The organism is Lachnoanaerobaculum sp. (assembly GCF_057250505.1).
Window position 1 is genome coordinate 36,309 of the sequence record NZ_DBHIEQ010000006.1, and the last position, 22,752, is coordinate 59,060.

General features: G+C 37.8%; 22 protein-coding genes. All 22 read right to left on the minus strand.

What is annotated here, in order from left to right:
- Positions 1-19 precede the first annotated feature (19 nt).
- The 22 genes from mutS to ACO6FI_RS04150 all read right to left on the minus strand — a co-directional run bounded on the left by mutS (position 20) and on the right by ACO6FI_RS04150 (position 22,519).
- Positions 20-2,668, minus strand: coding sequence for a DNA mismatch repair protein MutS (gene mutS / locus ACO6FI_RS04045; RefSeq protein ID WP_485456217.1), 2,649 nt, complete (start codon positions 2,666-2,668; stop codon positions 20-22).
- On the minus strand, positions 2,669-4,096 hold the full coding sequence (gene miaB / locus ACO6FI_RS04050; protein ID WP_485456218.1) for a tRNA (N6-isopentenyl adenosine(37)-C2)-methylthiotransferase MiaB: 1,428 nt from the start codon (positions 4,094-4,096) through the stop codon (positions 2,669-2,671).
- 10 nt (positions 4,097-4,106) lie between these two features.
- Entirely contained in the window at positions 4,107-4,679 is a 573-nt protein-coding gene (locus tag ACO6FI_RS04055; protein WP_485456219.1) for a 5-formyltetrahydrofolate cyclo-ligase, read from the minus strand.
- Positions 4,672-4,890 carry a DUF896 domain-containing protein gene (locus ACO6FI_RS04060; protein ID WP_288916878.1) on the minus strand — a complete coding sequence of 73 codons (219 nt, stop codon included), beginning with the start codon at positions 4,888-4,890 and terminating at the stop codon, positions 4,672-4,674. The genes ACO6FI_RS04055 and ACO6FI_RS04060 overlap by 8 nt, the downstream gene beginning before the upstream one ends.
- A 10-nt stretch (positions 4,891-4,900) precedes the next feature.
- The gene (proB, locus tag ACO6FI_RS04065) at positions 4,901-5,734 is read right to left on the minus strand and encodes a glutamate 5-kinase (RefSeq protein ID WP_485456220.1); all 834 of its coding nucleotides are present in this window, start codon (positions 5,732-5,734) and stop codon (positions 4,901-4,903) included.
- Complete coding sequence (locus tag ACO6FI_RS04070) at positions 5,734-7,350, minus strand: NAD(P)/FAD-dependent oxidoreductase (RefSeq protein WP_485456221.1); 1,617 nt, start codon at positions 7,348-7,350, stop codon at positions 5,734-5,736. The genes proB and ACO6FI_RS04070 overlap by 1 nt, the downstream gene beginning before the upstream one ends.
- Positions 7,351-7,360: 10 nt before the next feature.
- Positions 7,361-8,572, minus strand: coding sequence for an aminoacetone oxidase family FAD-binding enzyme (locus ACO6FI_RS04075; RefSeq protein ID WP_485456222.1), 1,212 nt, complete (start codon positions 8,570-8,572; stop codon positions 7,361-7,363).
- Positions 8,569-10,224 (minus strand): putative polysaccharide biosynthesis protein, encoded by a 1,656-nt coding sequence (locus ACO6FI_RS04080; protein ID WP_485456223.1) that lies wholly within the window; start codon positions 10,222-10,224, stop codon positions 8,569-8,571. The genes ACO6FI_RS04075 and ACO6FI_RS04080 overlap by 4 nt, the downstream gene beginning before the upstream one ends.
- On the minus strand, positions 10,224-10,718 hold the full coding sequence (gene ybeY / locus ACO6FI_RS04085; RefSeq protein ID WP_485456224.1) for an rRNA maturation RNase YbeY: 495 nt from the start codon (positions 10,716-10,718) through the stop codon (positions 10,224-10,226). Before ybeY ends, ACO6FI_RS04080 begins: the two co-directional genes overlap by 1 nt.
- A gap of 24 nt (positions 10,719-10,742) precedes the next feature.
- Positions 10,743-11,741 carry a PhoH family protein gene (locus ACO6FI_RS04090; RefSeq protein ID WP_485456225.1) on the minus strand — a complete coding sequence of 333 codons (999 nt, stop codon included), beginning with the start codon at positions 11,739-11,741 and terminating at the stop codon, positions 10,743-10,745.
- Between the two features lie 72 nt (positions 11,742-11,813).
- Complete coding sequence (gene rpsU, locus ACO6FI_RS04095; protein WP_005539624.1) at positions 11,814-11,990, minus strand: 30S ribosomal protein S21; 177 nt, start codon at positions 11,988-11,990, stop codon at positions 11,814-11,816.
- An 83-nt stretch (positions 11,991-12,073) separates the two neighbouring features.
- Complete coding sequence (locus ACO6FI_RS04100; RefSeq protein WP_485456226.1) at positions 12,074-12,391, minus strand: hypothetical protein; 318 nt, start codon at positions 12,389-12,391, stop codon at positions 12,074-12,076.
- 331 nt (positions 12,392-12,722) lie between these two features.
- Positions 12,723-13,766 (minus strand): Fic family protein, encoded by a 1,044-nt coding sequence (locus ACO6FI_RS04105; RefSeq protein WP_485456227.1) that lies wholly within the window; start codon positions 13,764-13,766, stop codon positions 12,723-12,725.
- A 97-nt stretch (positions 13,767-13,863) separates the two neighbouring features.
- Entirely contained in the window at positions 13,864-16,260 is a 2,397-nt protein-coding gene (locus ACO6FI_RS04110) for an HAD-IC family P-type ATPase (protein ID WP_485456228.1), read from the minus strand.
- An 11-nt stretch (positions 16,261-16,271) separates the two neighbouring features.
- Complete coding sequence (locus ACO6FI_RS04115; protein WP_485456229.1) at positions 16,272-16,877, minus strand: hypothetical protein; 606 nt, start codon at positions 16,875-16,877, stop codon at positions 16,272-16,274.
- Positions 16,878-16,884: 7 nt separating this feature from the next.
- A complete protein-coding gene (locus ACO6FI_RS04120; RefSeq protein WP_485456230.1) occupies positions 16,885-17,616 on the minus strand; it encodes a hypothetical protein in 732 nt (243 codons plus the stop codon).
- 35 nt (positions 17,617-17,651) lie between these two features.
- Positions 17,652-18,353 carry a hypothetical protein gene (locus ACO6FI_RS04125; RefSeq protein WP_485456231.1) on the minus strand — a complete coding sequence of 234 codons (702 nt, stop codon included), beginning with the start codon at positions 18,351-18,353 and terminating at the stop codon, positions 17,652-17,654.
- Between the two features lie 41 nt (positions 18,354-18,394).
- Positions 18,395-19,063 (minus strand): DUF6652 family protein, encoded by a 669-nt coding sequence (locus ACO6FI_RS04130; RefSeq protein WP_485456232.1) that lies wholly within the window; start codon positions 19,061-19,063, stop codon positions 18,395-18,397.
- 141 nt (positions 19,064-19,204) lie between these two features.
- Complete coding sequence (locus ACO6FI_RS04135) at positions 19,205-19,990, minus strand: YhfC family intramembrane metalloprotease (protein WP_485456233.1); 786 nt, start codon at positions 19,988-19,990, stop codon at positions 19,205-19,207.
- 1 nt (position 19,991) lies between these two features.
- A complete protein-coding gene (proC, locus tag ACO6FI_RS04140) occupies positions 19,992-20,798 on the minus strand; it encodes a pyrroline-5-carboxylate reductase (protein WP_485456234.1) in 807 nt (268 codons plus the stop codon).
- Positions 20,799-20,866: 68 nt separating this feature from the next.
- On the minus strand, positions 20,867-21,424 hold the full coding sequence (locus tag ACO6FI_RS04145; RefSeq protein WP_485456235.1) for a putative ABC transporter permease: 558 nt from the start codon (positions 21,422-21,424) through the stop codon (positions 20,867-20,869).
- Positions 21,425-21,433: 9 nt separating this feature from the next.
- Positions 21,434-22,519 (minus strand): M14 family zinc carboxypeptidase, encoded by a 1,086-nt coding sequence (locus tag ACO6FI_RS04150; protein WP_485456236.1) that lies wholly within the window; start codon positions 22,517-22,519, stop codon positions 21,434-21,436.
- Between the last annotated feature and the right edge of the window lie 233 nt (positions 22,520-22,752).

A 22,752-nucleotide genomic window follows, 5' to 3' on the forward strand; every position in this document is an offset into this window, starting at 1 on the left:
AAAAACCTGATTTTAAAAATTATATCCTGTTTTTTATCTTATTTTGCAGGTTATACAATGTATTTAGCGCATCCATAGGAGTCATAGAAGTAATGTCCATTTGTGATATTTCATCTATAATTGTATCATTGTTCATCGCATCAAACAAAGAGAGCTGTCCCGCCTCAACCTCATCGGTCCTTTTCACAGGCTTTCTCTTTGAGGCGGCTGGAGTCGCCTCGGCTATTTCTCTTGCCCTTGTGGCGATATCCGCACTTGAAAGCTCCTCTATAAGCTCCTTCGCCCTTTCAGTCACACTGTCGGGTACACCTGCAAGCTTGGCAACTTGTATACCGTAGCTCTTATCCGCACCTCCTGCCGCTATCTTTCTTAGGAATACTATATCGTCTCCTCTTTCCTTGACCAAGATACAGTAGTTGTTTACTCCCGGCATTGTGCCCTCAAGCTCCGACAGTTCATGGTAATGTGTTGCAAAAAGAGTCTTTGCGCCTATCAGCTTTGTATTTGAAATATGCTCAACCACCGCCCATGCGATAGCAAGTCCGTCAAAGGTCGATGTACCTCTTCCTATCTCATCCAAAATAACCAAAGAATTTCTTGTGGCGTTTCTTAGAATATTTGCAACCTCCGTCATCTCCACCATAAAAGTTGACTGACCGCTTGCAAGGTCGTCTGAAGCCCCCACTCTTGTAAATATCCTGTCACATACACATAGACTTGCCTGACTTGCAGGTACAAAGCTTCCTATCTGAGCCATCATACATATAAGAGCCGTCTGCCTCATATAAGTTGACTTACCTGCCATATTCGGTCCTGTAATTATAGACATTCTCTTCTTATTCTGATCAAGATATGTATCATTTGCAATAAATGAATCATCACTTAACATACTTTCAACCACAGGATGCCTGCCATCTTTTATATCTATAACTCCGTTTGTGTTTATTTGAGGTCTTATATAATTATTATTGTATGCAACTGTCGCAAGTGAACATATGGCGTCAATATACGCAAGCGACTTGGCACTTGACTGTATTCTGTTTACATTGTCTGCAACAATATCTCTTACCTCTACAAATACCTCATACTCCAAATTGTTTAACTTGTCCTCGGCACCGAGAATTATATTTTCAAGTTCCTTTAACTTGTCTGTAGTATATCTTTCCGCATTTGTAAGTGTCTGCTTTCTCACAAAGTAGTCAGGCACCATATCTTTAAACGAATTGGTTACCTCAAAATAATATCCGAAGACTTTATTGTACTTTATCTTGAGGTTTTTAATACCTGTCTTTTCCTTTTCATCCGCCTCAAGAGAAGCCAGCCAGTTCTTGCCTTCCGTCTTTGCCTGCCTGAGCTTATCTATCTCGGCATTATAACCTGTATTTATTATATTTCCTTCTTTCAGTGAAAGCGGACTGTCCTCATTTATCGACCTGTCTATAATATCTGTAATATCCTCAAGTTTATCAAGTCCTTCATTTATCTTTACTATCTCACTCGATGTACAGGTATTTAAAACTTCCTTTATCGGAGCGATCATCTTCATGGAAGATGACAGCGCCAAGAGGTCTCTTGTATTTGCACTCTTTGTCACAACCCTTGCCATAAGTCTTTCAAGGTCATAGACAGGGTTTAAATACTCCCTTAACTCCTCTCTGTCTATATATCTTTCAAAAAGCTCTGCTACGGCTTCCTGCCTGTTAAGTATTCTCTCTCTGTTTATAAGCGGCTGCTCCAAAAAGCTTCTGAGCATTCTTGCACCCATTGCCGTACTTGTCTTATCAAGTACACCGAGCAAGGAGCCGCTTTTCTTTTTTTCTCTCATAGTCTCTACAAGTTCAAGATTTCTCCTTGAGCTTGTATCCACAATCATATAATCACCGTTTTTATAGGCGGATATACTCACTATCTGTGCACATGAACTTTTTTGCATATCATAAAGATACTTAAGCATGGCACCTGAAGCAATGGTTGCATCTAAAAACTCCGAAAGTCCAAGCGCTTCAACACTTGATACTTTGAAATGCTTTTTTAATATATCAATACCACTTTTTTCGCTGAAATATGAATTGTCAAGCGGAGTTATTGTTATATTATATTTTTTCTTCAACTCATCAAGTGAAATACCGCTGATTTCAAAGGCGTGATTACATATAATCTCGGTAGGCTGATATTTTTGTATCTCATCAAAGAGTTCTCTGCTTGTAACAAGTTCCGTAACAAAGAAATCACCTGTGGATATATCACATATGCTAAGCCCGAATCTCTCATCAATATAAAATATTGAAATGATATAATTATTCTTATCATCTGCAAGTACTCCGCTGCTTGTTATTGTGCCCGGAGTCACAATTCTTACAACTTCTCTTTTTACAAGGCCCTTTGCAAGCTTAGGGTCTTCCATCTGCTCCGCTATAGCCACCTTATGTCCGTTTTGCACAAGTCTGTTTATATAAGTTTCCGCCGCATGATAAGGCACACCGCACATAGGAGCTCTCTCTTCAAGTCCGCAGTCCTTGCCTGTCAGAGTCAGTTCAAGCTCCTTTGCCACCATAGTCGCATCATCAAAAAACATTTCATAAAAATCGCCGAGGCGATAAAAAAGTATACAATCCGGATACTCGTCCTTAGTCTCCAGATACTTTGACATCATTGGAGATAGTGCCATTTATTCCTCACTTGTCTGTATATGCCCCATATAGTAAAAGCCTTTTGCCTCATCAAGGAAAACATCAACTATTTCGCCTATCATTCTTTTTCCGCCCTTAAAGTGTACTGTAAGGTTGTTTTCCAGCTTTCCGGTAAGATATCCTTCAAGATGCTCATCCTCGCCCTCTACCAAAACAGGCATACATTTTCCTTCATTTTTCTTTGTATTCTCTGCCGCTATATCCTGAACGGTCTTTAACAGTCTGTCAAATCTGTCCTTGATTATATCAGGATCTATCTGATCTTCCATCTTTGCGGCAGGTGTTCCCGAACGCTTTGAATATATGAATGTGAATGCCGAGTCATATCTGACCTCCTTTACCACATCCAAAGTGTCTGAAAAATCTTCTTCGGTTTCTCCCGGGAATCCTACAATAACATCGGTTGTAAGAGAGATATCGGGAATAGCCGCCTTTATTCTCCTTACCAAATCAAGATACCCTTCTTTGGTATAAACTCTGTTCATCTTTTTCAGAATTGAAGAACTTCCGGATTGCAACGGCAAATGAAGATGCTTACATATCTTTTTATTTTTCTTCATCACCTCTATGACCTCATCTGAAAGGTCCTTAGGGTGAGGAGTCATAAATCTTAATCTCTCAAGACCCTCTATCTTTGAAACTTCATCCAAAAGCATTGCAAAGTTTGTCTTTTCATCAAGTCCCCTACCGTATGAGTTCACATTCTGTCCGAGAAGCATAACTTCCTTTACTCCGTCAGCCACCAAACTCTTTATCTCATCTATTATTTCCTCAGGCTTTCTTGATCTCTCCCTGCCTCTTACATAAGGCACTATACAGTAGCTGCAAAAGTTATTGCATCCGAATGTAATGTTTACACCTGATTTGAAAGAAAACTGCCTCTTATTAGGAAGCTTTTCCACAATCATATCTGCACTTTCCATTACATCCACAACCTGTTTCTTGGTCTTAAGATGATCGAAAAGTATCTCCGCAAGCTTATAAATATTGTGGGTTCCGAATACAAGGTCCACATGTCGGTAGGATTTTTTGATTTTCTCCACCTCTTCGGCTTCCTGCATCATGCAACCGCAGATACCTATAATCATATCCGGATTTTTTTCCTTGCTCTTTTTTAACTGTCCCACTCTGCCGTAAAGTCTGTCATTTGCATTTTCCCTTACCGTACAGGTATTAAACAGTACAAGGTCGGCATCCTCTTCATTCTCAGCTTCTATATAGCCTATTCCGCTAAGTATTCCCGAGAGCTTTTCGGAATCTCTTGCATTCATCTGACATCCGAAAGTGACCACCTTATATGTAGGGTATCTCCCCTTGTCTATCGCCCCTGCGTGTATTATATCATTGACCTCAGACATAAAATATTCCTGTCTTAAAGGTTCCTCTGTAGGTATTAAATTCTCCATAATCCTCTTTCTATCTTGCTTTTAAAATATGGTCCATCACAATATCATACTCATTTGCTTCAAAGTCTATATCGGTCTGAAAATCATATACCGGTCCTATAAGAGTATTCTCACTGTGTAGACAAAAGTACCTGTCATAGTATCCGGCACCGAAGCCAAGCCTGTGACCTCGCTTGTTTAAGCCGATAAGCGGTACCAATACCTTTGCGCCTTTTGGAATAATCTCTTCACATGAAAGGCTTGGCTCAAGTATTCCGAACTTTGATTTTTCAAGATTGTCAAGTGAGTATACTCTGAAAAACTTCATATCCTTTCCGCAGACTCTTGGAAGCCCCAAAGCTATATCTATATTGTAATTTTCCTTATAATATCCGCTTAGAATCTTTTCAAACAGCGGTCTTAAATCTATCTCATTTCCAAGCGGCATAAATCCGAGCACCACTGCGTTTTTTGACTCTTTTAATATAGCGTCAATATCTTTTATTATGCTTTCACTTGCAGATTGCACTTCCTCTTTTGTAAGTGAATTCCTTTTTTTAAGTAAAAGTTCTCTGGCTTCCTTCTTAGTTATTTTCTCAGTCATTTTTATTTCCGAACTTTTTGCCGAGGTCTGTAATGCTGCCGTCAGCTTCCTTTATTGACACATTATTAAGGCTCGCTCTTAAGTTTTCTTTCACAGCCTCCAAATATTCTTTTCTAAGCTCTGCCTGTTCCTTCTTTTCTTCCTCGGTCAGACCTACACTCTTTTGCTTATGTGCCAATGTATTTATTCTGTCAATCTTTATATTATCCATCTTTCACCTCTTATTCCAAACAATTCAGCCAATCAAAATCCTTATTTTGTTTAGCCGGAAAATATGTGCCTATCTTTTCACCCCTTGCAATATTTTCTATTATACTCATATCGCTTGCACTTGCAATTACCATATCACATCCTGAATTGGTGGCTATCTGCGCCGCCAAAAGCTTTGTATACATTCCGCCTGTTCCAAGATTTGACTTTGAAGTGGACTTTCCCATACTCATATATTTGTCAACGTCGTCCACATAGTCGATAAACTTCGCATCCTTATTTGTATTCGGGTCATCTGTATACAGCCCGTCAATATCCGACAAAAGTATAAGAAGGTCGGCTTCAGTCAATGCACTCACCAAAGCGGAAAGTCTGTCATTGTCTCCGAACTGTATCTCATATGTTGAAATAGTATCATTTTCATTGACTATAGGCACCGCACCGTATGTCAAAAGCTGTGTAAATGTAGCCTTTGCATTGTCACGGTAGGTATCATCCGTGATAGTGGTCTTTGTCATTAAAATCTGTGCTATTCTGATACTGTACTCTGAAAAAAGCTTTCTGTATTCCATTATAAGTCTGGCCTGACCGATTGCGGCAAGTGCCTGCTTTTCACATAGAGTTGACGGCTTTTCATTTATTCCGAGTGAATGTCTGCCTGTTGCAATAGCACCTGATGAAACAAGTATTACCTCCTTACCCGCTCCCTTCAAATCGGCTATCCGCCTTATAAGTTTTTCTATCTTTGAAAGATTGAGCTCACCCGTCTCACTGTGTGTGATACTTGAAGAGCCTATCTTTATAACAATCCTTTTGGCATCTCTTACCTTTTTTCTTATTTCCATTACCTCTCCTTGTAACTCTCAATAATTCTTTCTGCTACCTTAAGCCCGTCCATAGCCGCACTCATTATGCCGCCTGCATATCCTGCGCCCTCACCGCAAGGGTATATGCCTGCAATATTTGACTCAAGCACCTCATTTCTGCTTATTCTTACCGGAGATGAAGTCCTTGACTCTATAGCCGCCACATAGGCGTCCTCATTTATAAAGCCTTTTATCTTCCTGTCAAAATCTTTAAAAGCCTCTTTCATACTCTCATAGATTTCCGTAGGGAAAAGCTTGTCAACTCTTGATATCTTTGTAGCACCTTTTATCTTAAGGTCTGCAGTTTCAAAGTCCTTACTTTCCACACCGTCTAAGAAATCTGCCAGTCTTTGCACCGGTACTTTGCCTTCTCCCATCTTATACGCATTTTCCTCAAGTCGCCTTTGAAACTCTATTCCCTTTAGAGGGTCGTCCTTGTCGCCAAATTTATCAAAGTCTTCTTCAGATACACTTACAATTATGGCCGAATTGGCTTCACCTGAGTCTCTTTTATGGTAGCTCATGCCGTTTACGGCAATTCTTTCACCTTCTGTGGAAGCATTCACTATGAATCCTCCGGGGCACATACAAAATGAGTACACACCTCTGTCAAAGCTTGATCTGAATGTAAGCTTATACGGTGCCGGCGATAAAAATGTCGCTTCCTTTTTCCCGTACTGTGATACATCTATAAGATATTGTGAATGTGATACTCTTATTCCCAGTGCAAAAGCCTTAGGTTCCATATAAATATTAAGGTCTTTTAACAACTTAAAAGTATCTCTTGCACTGTGTCCGAGCGCCAAAATTATATCCTCACAAGGTATATATTCCGTCTGATTTGTCTTTGTATTTAATACCTTTATATACTTACTTTTTTTGTTTATATCCTCTATATCTATAAGCTTGGTATCAAATCTTACTTCTCCTCCAAGTCTTATTATCTCTTCTCTGATTGACTTGACTATACCCGTCAAAAGATCGGTTCCTATATGAGGCTTGTTGTCATAAAGTATCTCCTTAGGAGCTCCGTATTCCACCAAGGTTTCAAGTACAAACTTATTTCTTCCGAAAGTATCCTTTACCAAGGTGTTTAACTTGCCGTCTGAGAATGTACCTGCGCCGCCTTCACCGAATGAAACATTGGATTCCGGATTCAACTTGCCCTCATTCCAGAACCTGTCTACACTTTCTTTTCTTTCCTCCACACATTCACCGCGCTCTATTACTATAGGTTTTAACCCGTTTTTAGCCAGTAATAGCGCCGCAAATATACCTGCCGGACCGAAGCCCACCACTACAGGTCTTTTAATATCAGCCGCTTTCAGCACTTTTGCATCCTTATAGGCATATATTACAGGCTTTGCAAGACTTAAACTTTTATTTCTTTTTAAATACTTTTCTTCATTACTCACACTTACATCTATAGAATAAGAATAAAAAATTTCAGGCTTTTTTCTGGCATCTACAGATCTCTTTTTTATCTCTATACTCTTTATCTCATCTATATTGCAACCGACAGTCTTCGCTATCTTTTTTCTTAAATCATTTTCATCATGATGTACACCCAGTTGCAAAGAATTTATATGTAACATATTCTCACCTTTATAATCCGTTTCCTGCTATATATCCCGATGTCCATGCCCACTGCAGATTATAGCCTCCGCATATTCCGTCCACATCAAGTATTTCACCTGCAAAGTACAGATTTTTTATAGACTTATACATCAGATTTTCGTCCACATCTTTTAGCGGAATTCCTCCTGTGCATACCTGTGCCTTGTCAAAATCACCGCTTGCCTTTACTTTAAAATCAAGCTTCTTACAAAGTGAAACAAGTCCGTCAAAGCTTTTTTTATCAATCTTTTTTATTTTCATATCATGAGAGATTTTGGCGGCTTCAAGTATTCCAAGCCAAAGCTTACTGTTTATAAGCCCGTTGCCAAGGTCCTCCATTGTAATAAATGAAGGTATATTTTTTCTGCTGTTAAGTATCTTTTCTATATCACCGATATGTGAGAACATATCAAGCCTTACAATTACATTTTTTCTTTCATAAAGCATTTTACTTACATATCTGCTCACCTGAAATGTGGGGATACCCGAAATACCGCTGTCTGCAAACTGCAGCTCTCCGAAGTCACCTGCAATCTTTTTATTATCACAATATACAGATATTTCACCCTTTGCCCTGACACCTGATGTCATCTTAAAAAAGAGCTTATCATCAAGCTTAATACCGCATAGTGCCGGCAAAGGAGGTTTATACTTTATATTCAGCTTATCAAGTACAGGTAAAAAAGATCCGTCACTTCCAAGCTTAGGAGCGGCCTTAAGCCCTGTAGCCACTATAAGCTTATCAAAGTATAATTTACTTATCTTTTTTTGTGTATCACAGACATCTACAAAAAATCCTTTCTCAGAGAACTTTATATCCTTTACATATGTATTTAAAAGTACATCCGCGTCATATCTGTTAAGTTCCATCAAAAGTGCATTTCTTATGGAAGCGGCCTGCTCCGAAGCCGGATAAACATATCCGTCTCTGATATACTCCACCACTCCGATACTGTTAAAAAACTTTATCGTATCAAAATGGCCGAATCTGTCTGTAAATTCAATCACTTTATAATTGTTGTGAAAATTTGCAACTTCCATTCTGGTATTGGTAAAATTACATTTGCCGTTTCCGGTTGACAGTATCTTCTTTAGAAGTTTGTCATTGTGCTCTATGACCGTAACTTCATTCTTTCCCTTACACGCAAATAGAGCAGACATTATACCTGCTGCTCCACCGCCAATAATTCCAACTTTCATTTCAAAAGCCTGACTTTCTGTAAAATACTTACCAACCTTTTGCCCTTAGGTATCTGCAATATCTCATTCTTTGAGATTGTCCTTGTACCTATCAAAAGTATCGCATATACCGGAACACCTACCGCTACAGGTATCATTGTAAGAAAAGCTCTACTCTGTGTAAACATTCTAAGTCCTGCATATGCCATATACACAGCTATTCCCATAATACCTGCACAGATAAAAGGCATTAAAAATGTCTTTATCACTTCCTGCCTGTAGTATAAATTCTTCTTTATACTTCTTGCATTCAATATACACATAGACAGTGCAAATACCATATTTCCGAACACCAACCCTATTACATTTGACTTAAACGCAAACAATAATATATACAAAACAATAAAATGGATAACAAGTGATATGGCCGCATTCTTTACAGGTCTGTTGATAAGATTGGTACCCTGTAATATAGCATTTGTAACTGTGGATATGGAATAAAGCACAACTACAGCCGAACCTATAATCATAAGATATGAAGCCAATATTGCATCATCTGCAGAATTGAACAGTATCCCCATAACAGGTACCGAAACCACCGCCAGACCTATTGCACAAGGGAAACTTACCATAGTTGCAAATCTGATTACCATAGAAATCTTTGAGTTCACATCTCCCTTATCGCCCCTTGAAAAGCTCCTTGAAACGGTAGGAATCAAAGAAGACGACATTGCATTCGCTATCGCCACAGGTACATTTACAAGCACCAGATACCCTCCGGTATATATGCCGTAAAGCCTTGAAGTCTCATACTCAAGCCCCAGCGCCTTCATGCTCTGTCCGAAAACCATACCGTCAAGTACCGAGTTTATATTGTAAATTGCTGTGGAAGCTATAACAGGTATAACAGTAAGCACAAGCACCTTTGTGATATGCGAAAAACTCTCTTTCTTTGAAGTATTGTCCTCTCTAAGACTCTTACGCCTTTTATCTGCGGTCAAAAATAAGAATACAAATATTATTAAAAGAGCCGTTACGGTACCGGCACCTGTACCGATAGTGCCTCCCGCCGCACCGTAAGCCGCCTTTACATCATTTCCCTTTGCACCCTTTATCGCCATCTCACACAAATAGTATGCCGCTCCTACAGATACCGCCGCATTTACCACCTGTTCAAAAATCTGTGAAACGGCTGTAGGCACCATTGTGGAATGTCCTTGGAAATATCCGCGAAACACTCCAAGGTAAGCCATTATCCATATGGTAGGGGCAAGGCTTTTTAGCGCATACTTTGCCAAAGGCATCTGATACAGACTGCTTGCAAAATAATCCGCGCCGAAAAACACAATACCGAATCCTATTCCGCCTACTATAGTTGCATAGATTAAAGCCGCTCTAAGTATCTTTCCCGCATTCCTGTACTCATTTTTTGCAATCCTTGCCGAAACCATCTTGCTTACCGCAAGCGGCAATGAATATGAGGACAACAAAAGAATTATTGCATATAGATTGTATGCTGTGGAATAGTATCCCATACCTTCACTTCCTATAATTCTAAGAAGCGGAACCCTATACGCAAGTCCTATCAGTCTTACAAGTATTCCTGCTACAGCCAATATGGCTCCCTGAACCAAAAAATTATTAGATCTACTCTTTGTCTTTTTAACCGGCATTATCTGCTAATCCCTTCAAGCTCCAAAATTTCTCTTTGTCTGTCTTCCATAACTACTCTGTCTTCATCCACCATATGATCATACCCCATCAGATGAAGCATGGAGTGTACCACCAAAAACGCAAGTTCTCTGGTCTCACTGTGACCGTATTCTATAGCCTGCTCTTTTATATGATCTGTGGAAAGTATAATATCACCAAGCAACAGCTCACCGGTCTCAGGATTAAATGCATCCACACTCTCTTCAATATTATCAAAGTTTCCGGGGATTTCAAACTCGTTAAAAGGAAATGATAAAACATCTGTAGACTTATCAATTCCCCTGTATTCACTGTTTATCTTCCTTATCTCTTCATCGTCCACAAAGGTCACCGAAACTTCGGCTTCATAAGGACAATTTTCAAAGTCAAGTGCAGATACCACCATCTTGTTTACTATCTCTTCATACGGTATATCAAGTTTCTTTTCAGACTCATAGCTTATCTCTATAGTCATACTCCCTCGCCAAAGCCTAAAGGCTTATCTTCTAAATCTTTTTTTATCTTCCTTATCCTTTGACATATTTTTCTTTTCGTATATATCATAGGCTTCTACAATCTTTTGTACCAAAGGATGACGAACAACATCCTTATTGGTAAGCATACAAACACCTATATCATCAATATTCTTAAGTATTTTCAGCGCAATATCAAGTCCCGATGTCTGTCCCTGTGGCAAATCCTTCTGGCTCTGATCTCCTGTCACTATCACCTTTGAGCCGAAACCTATTCTTGTAAGGAACATCTTCATCTGTGCCGGAGTGGTATTTTGTGCCTCATCAAGTATTATAAAAGCATTATCAAGGGTTCTACCTCTCATATATGCAAGAGGCGCCACCTCTATAAGACCTTTTTCCTGATTGTGCAAAAAGCTGTCCGCACCCATTATCTGATAAAGCGCGTCATAAAGCGGCCTCAGATAAGGATCTATCTTACTTTGCAGATCTCCCGGCAAAAATCCGAGCTTCTCTCCGGCCTCAATAGCAGGTCTTGTAAGAATAATCCTGTTTACGGCACCGTCTTTAAAAGCCTGTATCGCCATAGCCATAGCCAAATATGTCTTACCCGTACCGGCAGGTCCTACACCGAAGACTATCATCTTGTTCCTTATAAGATCCACATACTGCTTCTGACCCAAAGTCTTAGGCTTTATAGGCTTGCCCAAAATAGTTCTGGCTATCACATCCTGATCTATCTCAAGTATCTTGTCGTCTTCCAATGTAAATGATAATGAAAGTGCATAATCCACGTTCTGCTCTGCAATCTGATTGCCCCTTTTTGAAAGTTCGATAAGATTGTTAAAGACCGACTTTGCCTTGTCCACATAGGCTTTAGGTCCTATTATCTTTATGCTTCCGTCTCTGGCAATCATACTGACTTTAAGAGTTCTCTCAATCTTCTTTAAATATACGTCAAACTCTCCGCAGACATTCCTTTCATGCTCCATAGGTATATCTATAATATTTTCAATAATGCTCAATATTTTCTCCTTAAAATTATCTGTTTAAAAAGAAAACCCCGGTCAAATGACCGAGGTTGTGAAAACACGCAATTAATTAAACTTACGCTTTCTAGCTGCTTCAGACTTTTTCTTACGTCTTACGCTTGGCTTCTCGTAATGCTCTCTCTTACGAATTTCTTGTTGAATGCCTGCCTTAGCACAATTTCTTTTAAATCTTCTAAGTGCACTGTCAAGACTCTCGTTTTCTTTCACAATCACGTTTGACATCTAAGATCTAACCTCCCTCCGGTTGTGAAATTCAAAATCTATATCATTATACCACAAAGTACAGATTCGTCAATATGTTTATTTTATTTCTTATCAAAATTGAGAGCCAAATTATTGTCGGCATCAAGAGAGTAGTTTACAAAGATGTACATATTATACCATTTGTCATCCTCCCAAAGCTTCTCATCCTCACCCTTTTCATAAATAGACTCAAAGCTTTCGACCTCACTCTCAGGCACCAACCATCCTCCAAGATCGCAAACCTTCATATCATTCAATGAAATATCTCTTCCTTCAAAGGTATCGCAAAAAAATACACCTCCGAGTTTTTTGGCCTCTTCTTCTACAATACCAAGAAACTTTTCAAAATCTTCTCCTTCATTGCTTCTTAAGCCCTGCATCTGTATAATCTCCTGTCTTTATTACAAAATTTTCACTAAAAAATACTTTTTATATAATATCACAACAGCTACAGAAATGGAATGAAAATATACATATTTCTGATATTATTTACAAAGACCTATCTATATTGCCTGTTTTAACCTTGGTCGTTTCGTCTTATTTCTTATTCGTTAGCTTATTTATAATCTTAGTCGCTATCTTAATCGTTGTATCGCATGTTTTTTCTTGCAACTTAATCGCTGCATTGTACAGTGTTTTACTCTATAATAGTCGATTCACCACAGTCATTTTTCCGAATATGTTTAGCGTATATGATATTGCAATATGCGATTATGATATTTTCTTATACCTTTGATGTCTGCTTCTTGGCTTACCGGGCAATGTCATCTCTACAAGACCGAGTTCTATAGCCGGATTAAGGTAGTTCTTCCTGAATGTAGGCTTATGAGTCATACCGAGTCTGAGCATTATTTCATTTGTAGAAAGTACCTCGTCACCCATAACCTCCAAAAGCTTATTTGTAAACGAAGATGTAGGCTTTACTGCAACGCTCTCATCCATAGCCTCATTTTTATAACTCTTATTTATATTTTCAGGTTCAGCAACTTTACCGCCTGCCTTAGGTATATCCGCATTTTTTAATGCTTCATACACCGTCTCAAGCATCAGCTCTACAAACCTGTTGAACTCTCCTGTCTTGTAGGCATCATACAATACCTCTTTGTATTCATCCCTTCTCTTTATAAGATTATCATGAACACATATAAGTAAAAAGATATCCTTCCACCTGCAAAGCAGCATATCAAACCACAGCCTTGACATGATTCCGTTATATTCTTTAAACGGCTTCAAAAACTCAAGTTCAAAATACAATACGGCACTCTTTATAAGAGGGTGAAGCTCACTTCTTTTATACCACTCCAACACATCCCTTATAGCCCCCGGCACGAATCTTGACGGTATCAAATCCGTTTCAAACATAGCACCATCATTCTTACCGTCTTCCCTAAACTCATATGAGAGCGTATCTATAGAACCTAAAAGCATTTTATACGCAAAGAGCATATCGTTTACGGAACAGGGATTTATTTTTGCTGACATTTCATATACTTCAAAAAGATTTTTCGCAAGTGTACTTTCCTTATAATCTTTAGCAATCTTCTCTCCTCTTATAATATCCTCTATATACTCCGGTGAAAGACTGTACTCCTCAAGCAACAGTAAAGTATGTACTTTATTTATTATGAAGCTCTTTGCATTTACGCTTATCTTACCCTCAAAAAGCACACTTACTCTGCCTACTTCCTCACTTATCTGTGTAAGCGAATTTATCATTTTATCGCTCAATTTAAAAATCGGACTGTATTCTCTCAAGGTATCCTCCTCTCTTCCAGCTCAACATCAATTACTATAATGAATATTACAGTAAAAATAAGAAGCTGTCGATATAATATGACAGCTTCTCATACATTTACTCCGTTTTATTTTTTCTTTCCTTATTTTTTACATACAATATCTGTATATTTTCCACCAGTATGGTAAGATTTCTAAATACCGACTCGGCTCCGAATCCGAATATAACCATCAACAAAATACTTACTCCGGACAAATCTGTAAGTGCAAACAGCTTGCCGAAGAACAGCCCTGCAAATATAAAACCGAAAATATTGCCTGCTATAATCATATACTTTCTTGTGTTGAAAGGCTCACTTATCTTACATAAAATCATAAAACCTACAACCGACATTATCATAGTGGCTATGGTTCCGATACTGTCATCAGATATCTCAAATACACTTCCGCACATTACTATCGCAAATACCGCGATAACATCAGTCAATCCACCCGGCAATGCCTTTATAAGTACATTCTTAAGAAAATCTCCTTTAATCCTGTGCTTGTTAGGTTCAAGTGCCAATAAAAATCCCGGAATACCTATAGTAAACATACTTACAAATGAAATCTGTGCAGGCTCAAGCGGATATGTGAACATAAATACCGCCGAAAGCACGGATAAAAGCAGTGAGAATATATTCTTTACAAGAAACAGACTTGCAGAACGTTCAATATTATTGACCACTCTTCTGCCCTCATATACCAGATCCGGCATATGTGCAAAGTCCGAATCCAAAAGTACAACCTGTGCCGCCTGTGCTGTTGCCTCACTTCCCGATGCCATTGCTACACTGCAATCTGCATCCTTCATAGCCAGTATATCATTGACACCGTCACCTGTCATAGCCACGGTATGTCCGCTATTTTGTAACGCCTTTACAAGCAACTGTTTTTGTTTTGGAGTCACACGCCCGAAAACTGTATAATTATTTGCAGCCTCCGCTATTTTCTTATCACTGTCAAGTAAAGATGCATCAATATAATGCTGTGCATTTTCTATACCCGCCTGAACTGCAATCTGTGAGACGGTCTGCGGATTGTCTCCTGAAATTACCTTTATAGCCACATCCTGACTCTTAAAGTAATTAAATGTCTCTACAGCATTCGCTCTTATCGGATTGGCAAAAGATATAAATCCGAGAGGAAGTACATCTTTCTCAATCCCGTTTTCAATATCGTCACCTTCATACTTTGCAAAAAGCAGTACTCTGCTGCCCCTCTCTGTATAAGGCAAAATATCGTTTTCATACTTTGTTATATTACTTTTAAGAATAAACTCAGGAGCTCCAAGTACATAGCAGCCGTCATCAAAGGTGATACTTCCGTATTTAAGTGTGGACGAAAAAGCCGATATCTTAAGAGGCACTTTCCTGCCGTATATCTTTATACTGCTTGCATATAACTTTAACGCCTTCATAGTCGCATTATTATCCTTGGATGCAAATGCATAATCCGCCAAGAGTCTCTTTAAATCTTCCTCATGCAATGTATCATGTTTGCCTGATTTACAAAGAAAAACATCTTCCACCTTCATATCGGGTTCTGTAACGGTTCCCGTCTTGTCTACACAAAGTACATCAACCCTTGCCAAAGTCTCAATACTCTTCATATCATGTAAAAGCACCTTCTTACCTGCAAGCTTCATTGTACTTATTGCAAGCGCAACCGTAGTCAGAAGATACAGTCCTTCAGGAATCATGCCTATAATCGCCGCCACTGTAGACGTCACACTCTTACTGAAGGTATCATGATTTACATAGAAGCTCTGCCAAAACAAAATAATTGCAATAGGTATTATGATAATACCTACAGCCTTTACAATAAGATTTATCTGACGTATCATCTGCGACTGTTCTTTACCGCTCATAGACTTAGCTTCTATACTGAGCCTTGAGATATATGAGTCCGCTCCTACCCTCTCAAGCTTTGCATAGCACTCTCCGGATACTACAAAACTTCCGGACATCAATGTACTGCCTTGAGTCTTTTCTATCTCATCCACCTCACCTGTGAGTAATGACTCATTCACGTGGATGCATCCGCTTATAACTGTAGCATCCGCGCAGATTTGTTTTCCTGCCGACAATAAAACTATATCATCCTTTACAAGCTCTTGTGACAAAATATTTTGCAGTTTACCGTCTCTTAATGCATCCGCATGCGGTGCATTAAGAAGATTCATCTTCTCAAGTGTCTTCTTTGCACGCAGCTCCTGTACTATTCCTATTACAGTGTTTCCTATAATTATCGGAAGAAATGTAAGATTTCTAAAAGATCCTACCACTATCAGAAATATTGAAATAATCAAAAATATGAGGTTGAAGTATGTGCATACATTTGATAACACAATTTCTCTTCTGGTCTTATCAGTCTTGATATCGGCCTTATTTACCTCACCTCTTTCAACCCTTGTCGCTACTTCAGCTTCACTGAGTCCCACCAATACGGGGTTATTCTCATCCATACTATCCATAAATCTTTCCTTTATATTATTTCTTCATCTCTTATACCCATAAGCTTGCGCTCCCAATCCCCTACTATATCACAAAGTATGCCGTCACAGGTATACTCATCTAATTTACATGTAAATAAAGGCTTTCTTTTGGCAGCTTTATAAAACTTCATTGCATACTCATACAGATTTTCAGGATTAAATGTAATATCAAGTCTGTCTGCAATACCTTTTCTTATACTGTCAAAGTCCGCACCTTTTTTCTTATAGTCTTCTCTTATATATGATAAATATCCGTCACAAAATCTTTTTAATATACTCTCATTCTTATATATATACTTACAGGTAAAGTCAAAAACATTTCCGGCATGAAGCAAAAATACTATAAGTTCTTTTATGCTGTCCGCCACTCTTCCGACACTGCCCTCACTGCTTATAAGCCCAATACTGCCGTCCTCCAAAATAACAAACTCTCCTCCGCTTCCGTCAACTGCAAACGCTTTTGCAGACATTGAATATATTTCACCGTTTTCGGACATTACAATATCCTGATTTTGCTTATAAAAGCATATATCACACTCTCTCATCAGTAATGTATTCAAATCATCATCTTTTCTTATCAGTTCAATCAATTTCATAATATTATCACCCTAAAGACTTTATTACCCAATATGTAAGCGCTAATACGGCCATTGTAATATAGCTGTATAAAACTGTCAAAATAGCCAACCCCATACCTTTTTTCCAATATTTTATACTTATATACAAAACGTCTATAATATTTACTATCGGTATCATTTGCAGGAAAAAATGTATCGTCCTCATCGCGAAACTCATTCCATATTTTTTTCTTGTAATATCCAGCATACAATTCACCGCTACAGTACATGGCAATCCTATAAAAACATATGATGCCAATATATATGGTACTACTACTACAATAAAAGCAATAAATAAAAATATCAAAATAGACGTAACCAATTGATGGTCAGATTTAATCGTCATTGAAATCCACTCAAAAATAATATAGGACAGTATTCCTACACATCCACATATAAAAGGTGCCGTTATATACTTATATAGAAAGTATGTATTCAGGCAATAATCTACATCTTCTATCTTTGTAGCAGATAAAACACCTCGAATTTGTAATATCATAGCAACAAAAATCATTATAAATAAAGCAAATGCAACAACTGTCGCCGATCCGCCCAACCTATTATTTTCTATAATCGAAAATACAAAACCATATAATGCCGTTCCGTATAGCAGCGCCAACAATATAATCGGCAGTTTGCTTTTCTTCACTTGAACATCACTGTTCTTATCATCCAAAATCTCTTTTGTATCAACATCATCTTTTTTCTCAAAATCCATATCTTCACTCATATTCTGTTTAAAATACTACTGCCCTACAGTGCAGGTACAATAAAATATGCGGCCATACCGACAATTAGACAAAAAGCAGTTATAACAGCAGCTACCTTACCTTTCTTCCAATATTTTATACTTATATAAAACCCGTCTATAAGATCCAATATCGGTATCAGTTGCAAGAAAAAATGTATCATCTTTTTAAAAGAACTCATTCCGAATTTTTTTCTTGCAATATCCAAGATGAAATCTATGGCTATAATACATGGCAAACCTATTAAGACAGATACTATAAATATATAAGGTACAAGTAATAAACCAAAAGCTGCAGCAATACCTATAGGCTCATCTGACGACTTAACGGTTATTAAAACCATAGATGCCACTATTCTTCCACAACTCCATATAAAGGGAGCCGTTATATACTTATATAGAAAGTATGTATTCAGGCAATAATCTATATCTTCTATCTTTTTAGCAGATTCAATACTTCGCACCTGTAATACCATAACAACAAAAAACGTTATAAATAAAGTAACTGCAAAGGCCATTGCCAAACCTAACAATATAATGTTTGCTATAAACGAAAATATAAAACCATACAATGCCGTTCCGTATAGCAGCGCCAACAATATAATCGGTAGTTTGCTGTTCTTCACTTGAACATTGCTGTTCATATCATCTGAAATCTCTTTTGTATCAACATCATCTTTTTGCTCAAAATCCATATCTTCACTCATACCTGGTTCCAATTTTTATCAGTTTCAAAAACGCTACTGCCCTACAATGCCGGTACAATAAAATATGCAGCCATACCGACAATAACACAAAAAGCAGTTATAACAGCTGCGACCTTACCTCTCTTCCAATATTTTATACTTATATACAAACCATCTATAAGATCTACTATCGGAATTATTTGTAAAATAAAATGCAAGATACATTTCCCTAAACTTATTTTATTTTCACTCTTAGTAAATGCCAATATACAAACAGCCGCTATAAAGCTTGGTATATCCGCTATAATCGCAAATGTCCATACTATAGGTAACATTATAAATGCAAAAGCCAATAAAAAAGGCAATATAACCAACAGTTGAGGCATCACAAACGACATCGGAGTGATTACGATTACTCCAAGCATAATATATAGAGATATAAATATAGCGGTCAATATAACAGGAATCGCTGCATACTTATAAAAAAGGTAACTGTTTATACAGTAATTTATATTTTTATTCCTTATGGCAGATATGCTTCTTATACTCTGCGTTATCACCGCTATCATAAGTGCCGTAAAAAACAGCATATTTATAATTACAATAATTAAAACAGGAATATGAACCCCTGACTCCGTCCCCATTTGACTGAATACAAAGATATCAAACCCTATCCACCCATATAAAAAAATAAGATACAATATAGATAATACCCATGAAAACCTCTTCATAACCGCTCCTTTTTATATCATTTTTTCTACCAAAATTATAACACGTACCATATAAAAATACATCTTAACTTTATGCTATGATTAACTCCAATATAAAAGTGGGCTGAAAAATCAACCCACTTTAACACTTGACATGAAACCCTAATTTTCTTCTTTCCTATATATATTCCTTGCAAACAGTGCCGCTACTACCGCTATCGCTGCCAAAACCGACTCCACTATGACTACAGGTATATGTGTACCAGTCATAATTACAGTTATTGCATCTACCACAAAGTGTATAAGCAGCGCTACAAAAAACAAAGATTTTTTATCCTTTACAGAAAACCAAACCAAAACTGAAAGTGATATTTGTATGATTACAGTAGATATTCTCTCCACTATACCGAGTAAAAATATATAAGAAGGTGTTGTAGCCAATGTGGTGATACTTGTCTGAAGCTGTGAAAGCGCAGCCTCGGACAAACTGCCTGAAACCGACTCAATCCTTCCGTTATTTACCATAGCAGCCAATGTCAGATTACTTATCATTGTAAATCCCAAAATAGCCGCCGCTTCAAATCCTCCATGTCCTGCACCGTACATCAGCGCATTTATATCTTTATCTCTGCGCTTCTTTAACATTACATTAAATGCAAACAATCTGCCGCACTCTTCAAAGACTGCCGCCATCGCTCCGCCATATATTGCATACAGTACAATATTATTTTTAATATTTGCACCTATAGATGAGCCTAGCACTACTTTGTGAACCGATGTCTCAAGTATCATGGAAAAGAATATAAATACAAAGCATCCTACAAAAAAAGGTGATATATCAGTCTTTTTATTCTTCCTGAAATAAATGAACAGAACAATCGGTATCAAAAATCCTGCAAAAGCGGCCGCTCCCATAAAAAATATACTTAAGGAAGGTACTTTACTCATATTACTTTCCGATTTCCGTTGTCTTCTTGTATGCAGCCTCTACAGCTTCCATTATGCTGCCCTGTACTCCGGCTTTTTCAAGTACATGCAAGCCCTCTATACTTATTCCGCCCGGTGCATTTATCTCGTCAATAATCTGATAGAAATGCTTGTTTGTTTTCTCCAAAACCATTCCTGTAGCTATCAAATTCTCTATTACAATCTGCTTTGAATCGCTTCTTGAAAGCCCGATCTTTACACCTGCATCTACCAAAGAAGCGGTAATAAGTGTCAGCCACTCAGGACCTGCACAGCCTATAGCGGTGAAAGCATCAAGCTGATTTTCCTGCATTTCCATAGTCTTTCCTATAGCATCTACAATAGCTGTCACCTTCTCTTTTTTCTCATTCGGAAATTCTTTGTCAAATACAAGAGCACTGTATCCTCTTTGAGACTCTATCATTGTATTCGGCATCACTCTGGCAATATGCGTCTTTTCTCCGAACCATTTATGTAATTTGTCTATTGATATTCCTGCGAGCAAAGATACTATAATCTTCTTCTCGTCAAGGTATGGCAAAATCTCCTTTGCAGCAGATTCACCGTCTTGAGGCCTTACCGCAAATACAATCAGGTTTGCCCTTGAAGCCAAGTCCTCCGCACTCTCAACTATAGAGATTCCAAATTCTCTTTTAAGCTCATACTCTCTCTTTGTTACAGCCTCTTTTACATATATATTTTCCGGCAAGAAAACTCTTCTCTTTATAAGTCCCCCAATTATTCCTGCGGCCATATTTCCGCCACCAATAAATCCGATACCTTTAGACATACTTACTCCTTTACTTAAAATAAAATTAGTTTTGAATCGAAATATACTCAACCCGATTTTATATTATATCACTTTCCGAGAAAATTGCTTCCTAAAAATGGTCTAAAACTTAAATCTATCAAAAAAATCAGGGCAAGTATTAAAGAAAATACATTTATCGCTCTTTTATTCGCCTTTTTGATACAAATATTTATCAGAGGTTCAATAAAATATATTATTATCAAACCTCCTATACCGAACTTAACACTGCTCCAAAGTGCAATCCTTCCTTCAAAATTACAAAAATAATTGCTGTAGTCCCAAAGCCAATCGCCCATTAAAAATTCCATAAAATAACTTCCCAAAAGTTCAAGTACTGTAGTGATAAACATTGTAATCAAAAAGACCAAGATAAATGAAACATTGACCCCGCCTATATATATACCTTTATCTCTCACTCTTTTAAGAAGTATGATAAGTATCAGCCCTCCAAAGCCGTATATCGGCAGATACGGTCCGAACAAAAATCCTCTGTTTACATAGCCTACGTGAGTCTCAAATATACCTACCGATACCTCATATATCCATCCCAAAAAGGAGCAGGCCATAAATATAAGGAAAATATTTCTAAGTTTAGTAAAATTCATAATGTAACCTTATTTTCCGAGAATATACTTTACAATATCAGGTAATACTCCCTTATTCTGCTGCCAGATATTCTCAATCTGTGTTTCAGGAACAGGTGAAGTACCGATACCGACCTCAACCGTAACATTCGGTATGCCCTTCTCCCAATCAAGCCAATCCTTAAAACCTGTACCGTACTTGGAGCCGTCAGCCTCAGGAGATACAAGCTTGTAACCTGTATGTGATACTACTATATCAGCCATCGCCTTATCCTTTGCGGCCACTTCCGCCGAAGCGTGTTGATTTGACCAGTATATAATCTGACCCTGTGCGTGGTAATTTAATACCGCCGCAAACTTTTCACTGTTTACCAAATTTATGAGATACTGTGTTTCACTCTCTGAACCTGCGCTTGGTCCCTTATAATGCTCATTTGAAGGTCTCTTCCTGCTGTCCGCTCTGTCCTTCCAGCCCTGAGTCGGGAAGTTGTGGTTGATATCCACACCGTTTAGATTATTCTTCCACTTGTTCAAAAACCAGTTATACTTGTCCTGATTTTCCTTAAGTCCCCAATCCGACCAGCTGTCTATAATCTCCTGCAATTTCTTTTTTGACTCTTCCTTATTAAGTCCGTTAATACCGCTTTGTGATATTGCAACTCCGTCAGGATTTACCATAGGAATATACTCTATACATACTTCATCCAAACTCTTATCGCCTTCAGATCTTTTATCAAGCATCTCCTTTATCTGACGCATTACAAGCGGTGTGGTGATATACTCTCTCGCATGAATAGCGCCTACCACCAAAATTTTCTTTCCTGCATCCTTGTTACCGATGGTTATTCTGTACATATTTCTTCCGTCAGGTGTTGTGCCTATAGAATCTGAAGTGACACCCTCATATTTTTGTTTCAAAAGATTTATATCACCCTCCATCTTTTGATATGTATACATTTCACTTCCCAAAAAATTAAAATCCGTACTTACATTCTGTGTAGTCCCATAATTTGCCGAGGCATGACCTATTACTCGGCCTGCCAAAACCGGCATCACCTGTGCCATTGTAATACATGTGGTTAATGTTATTGCTGTCCAAATATATCTTTTCTGCATATCTTCCTCCATCTTTTGTGCCTTACTAATATACGACATAAGAGCAAAAAATAATAGTTACAAAAAGTTTAAAAGATATATAAAATTAGATATATTTTTATTTTGTGTTGATATATATGACTATATTAACCAATGTTTTACAATTTTAAGCTTTTAAATTTTATGCAATCTCTATGTACTTTGATAAAAACATGACGAATATAGCTGTATAATATTAGCAAATGATATAAAAA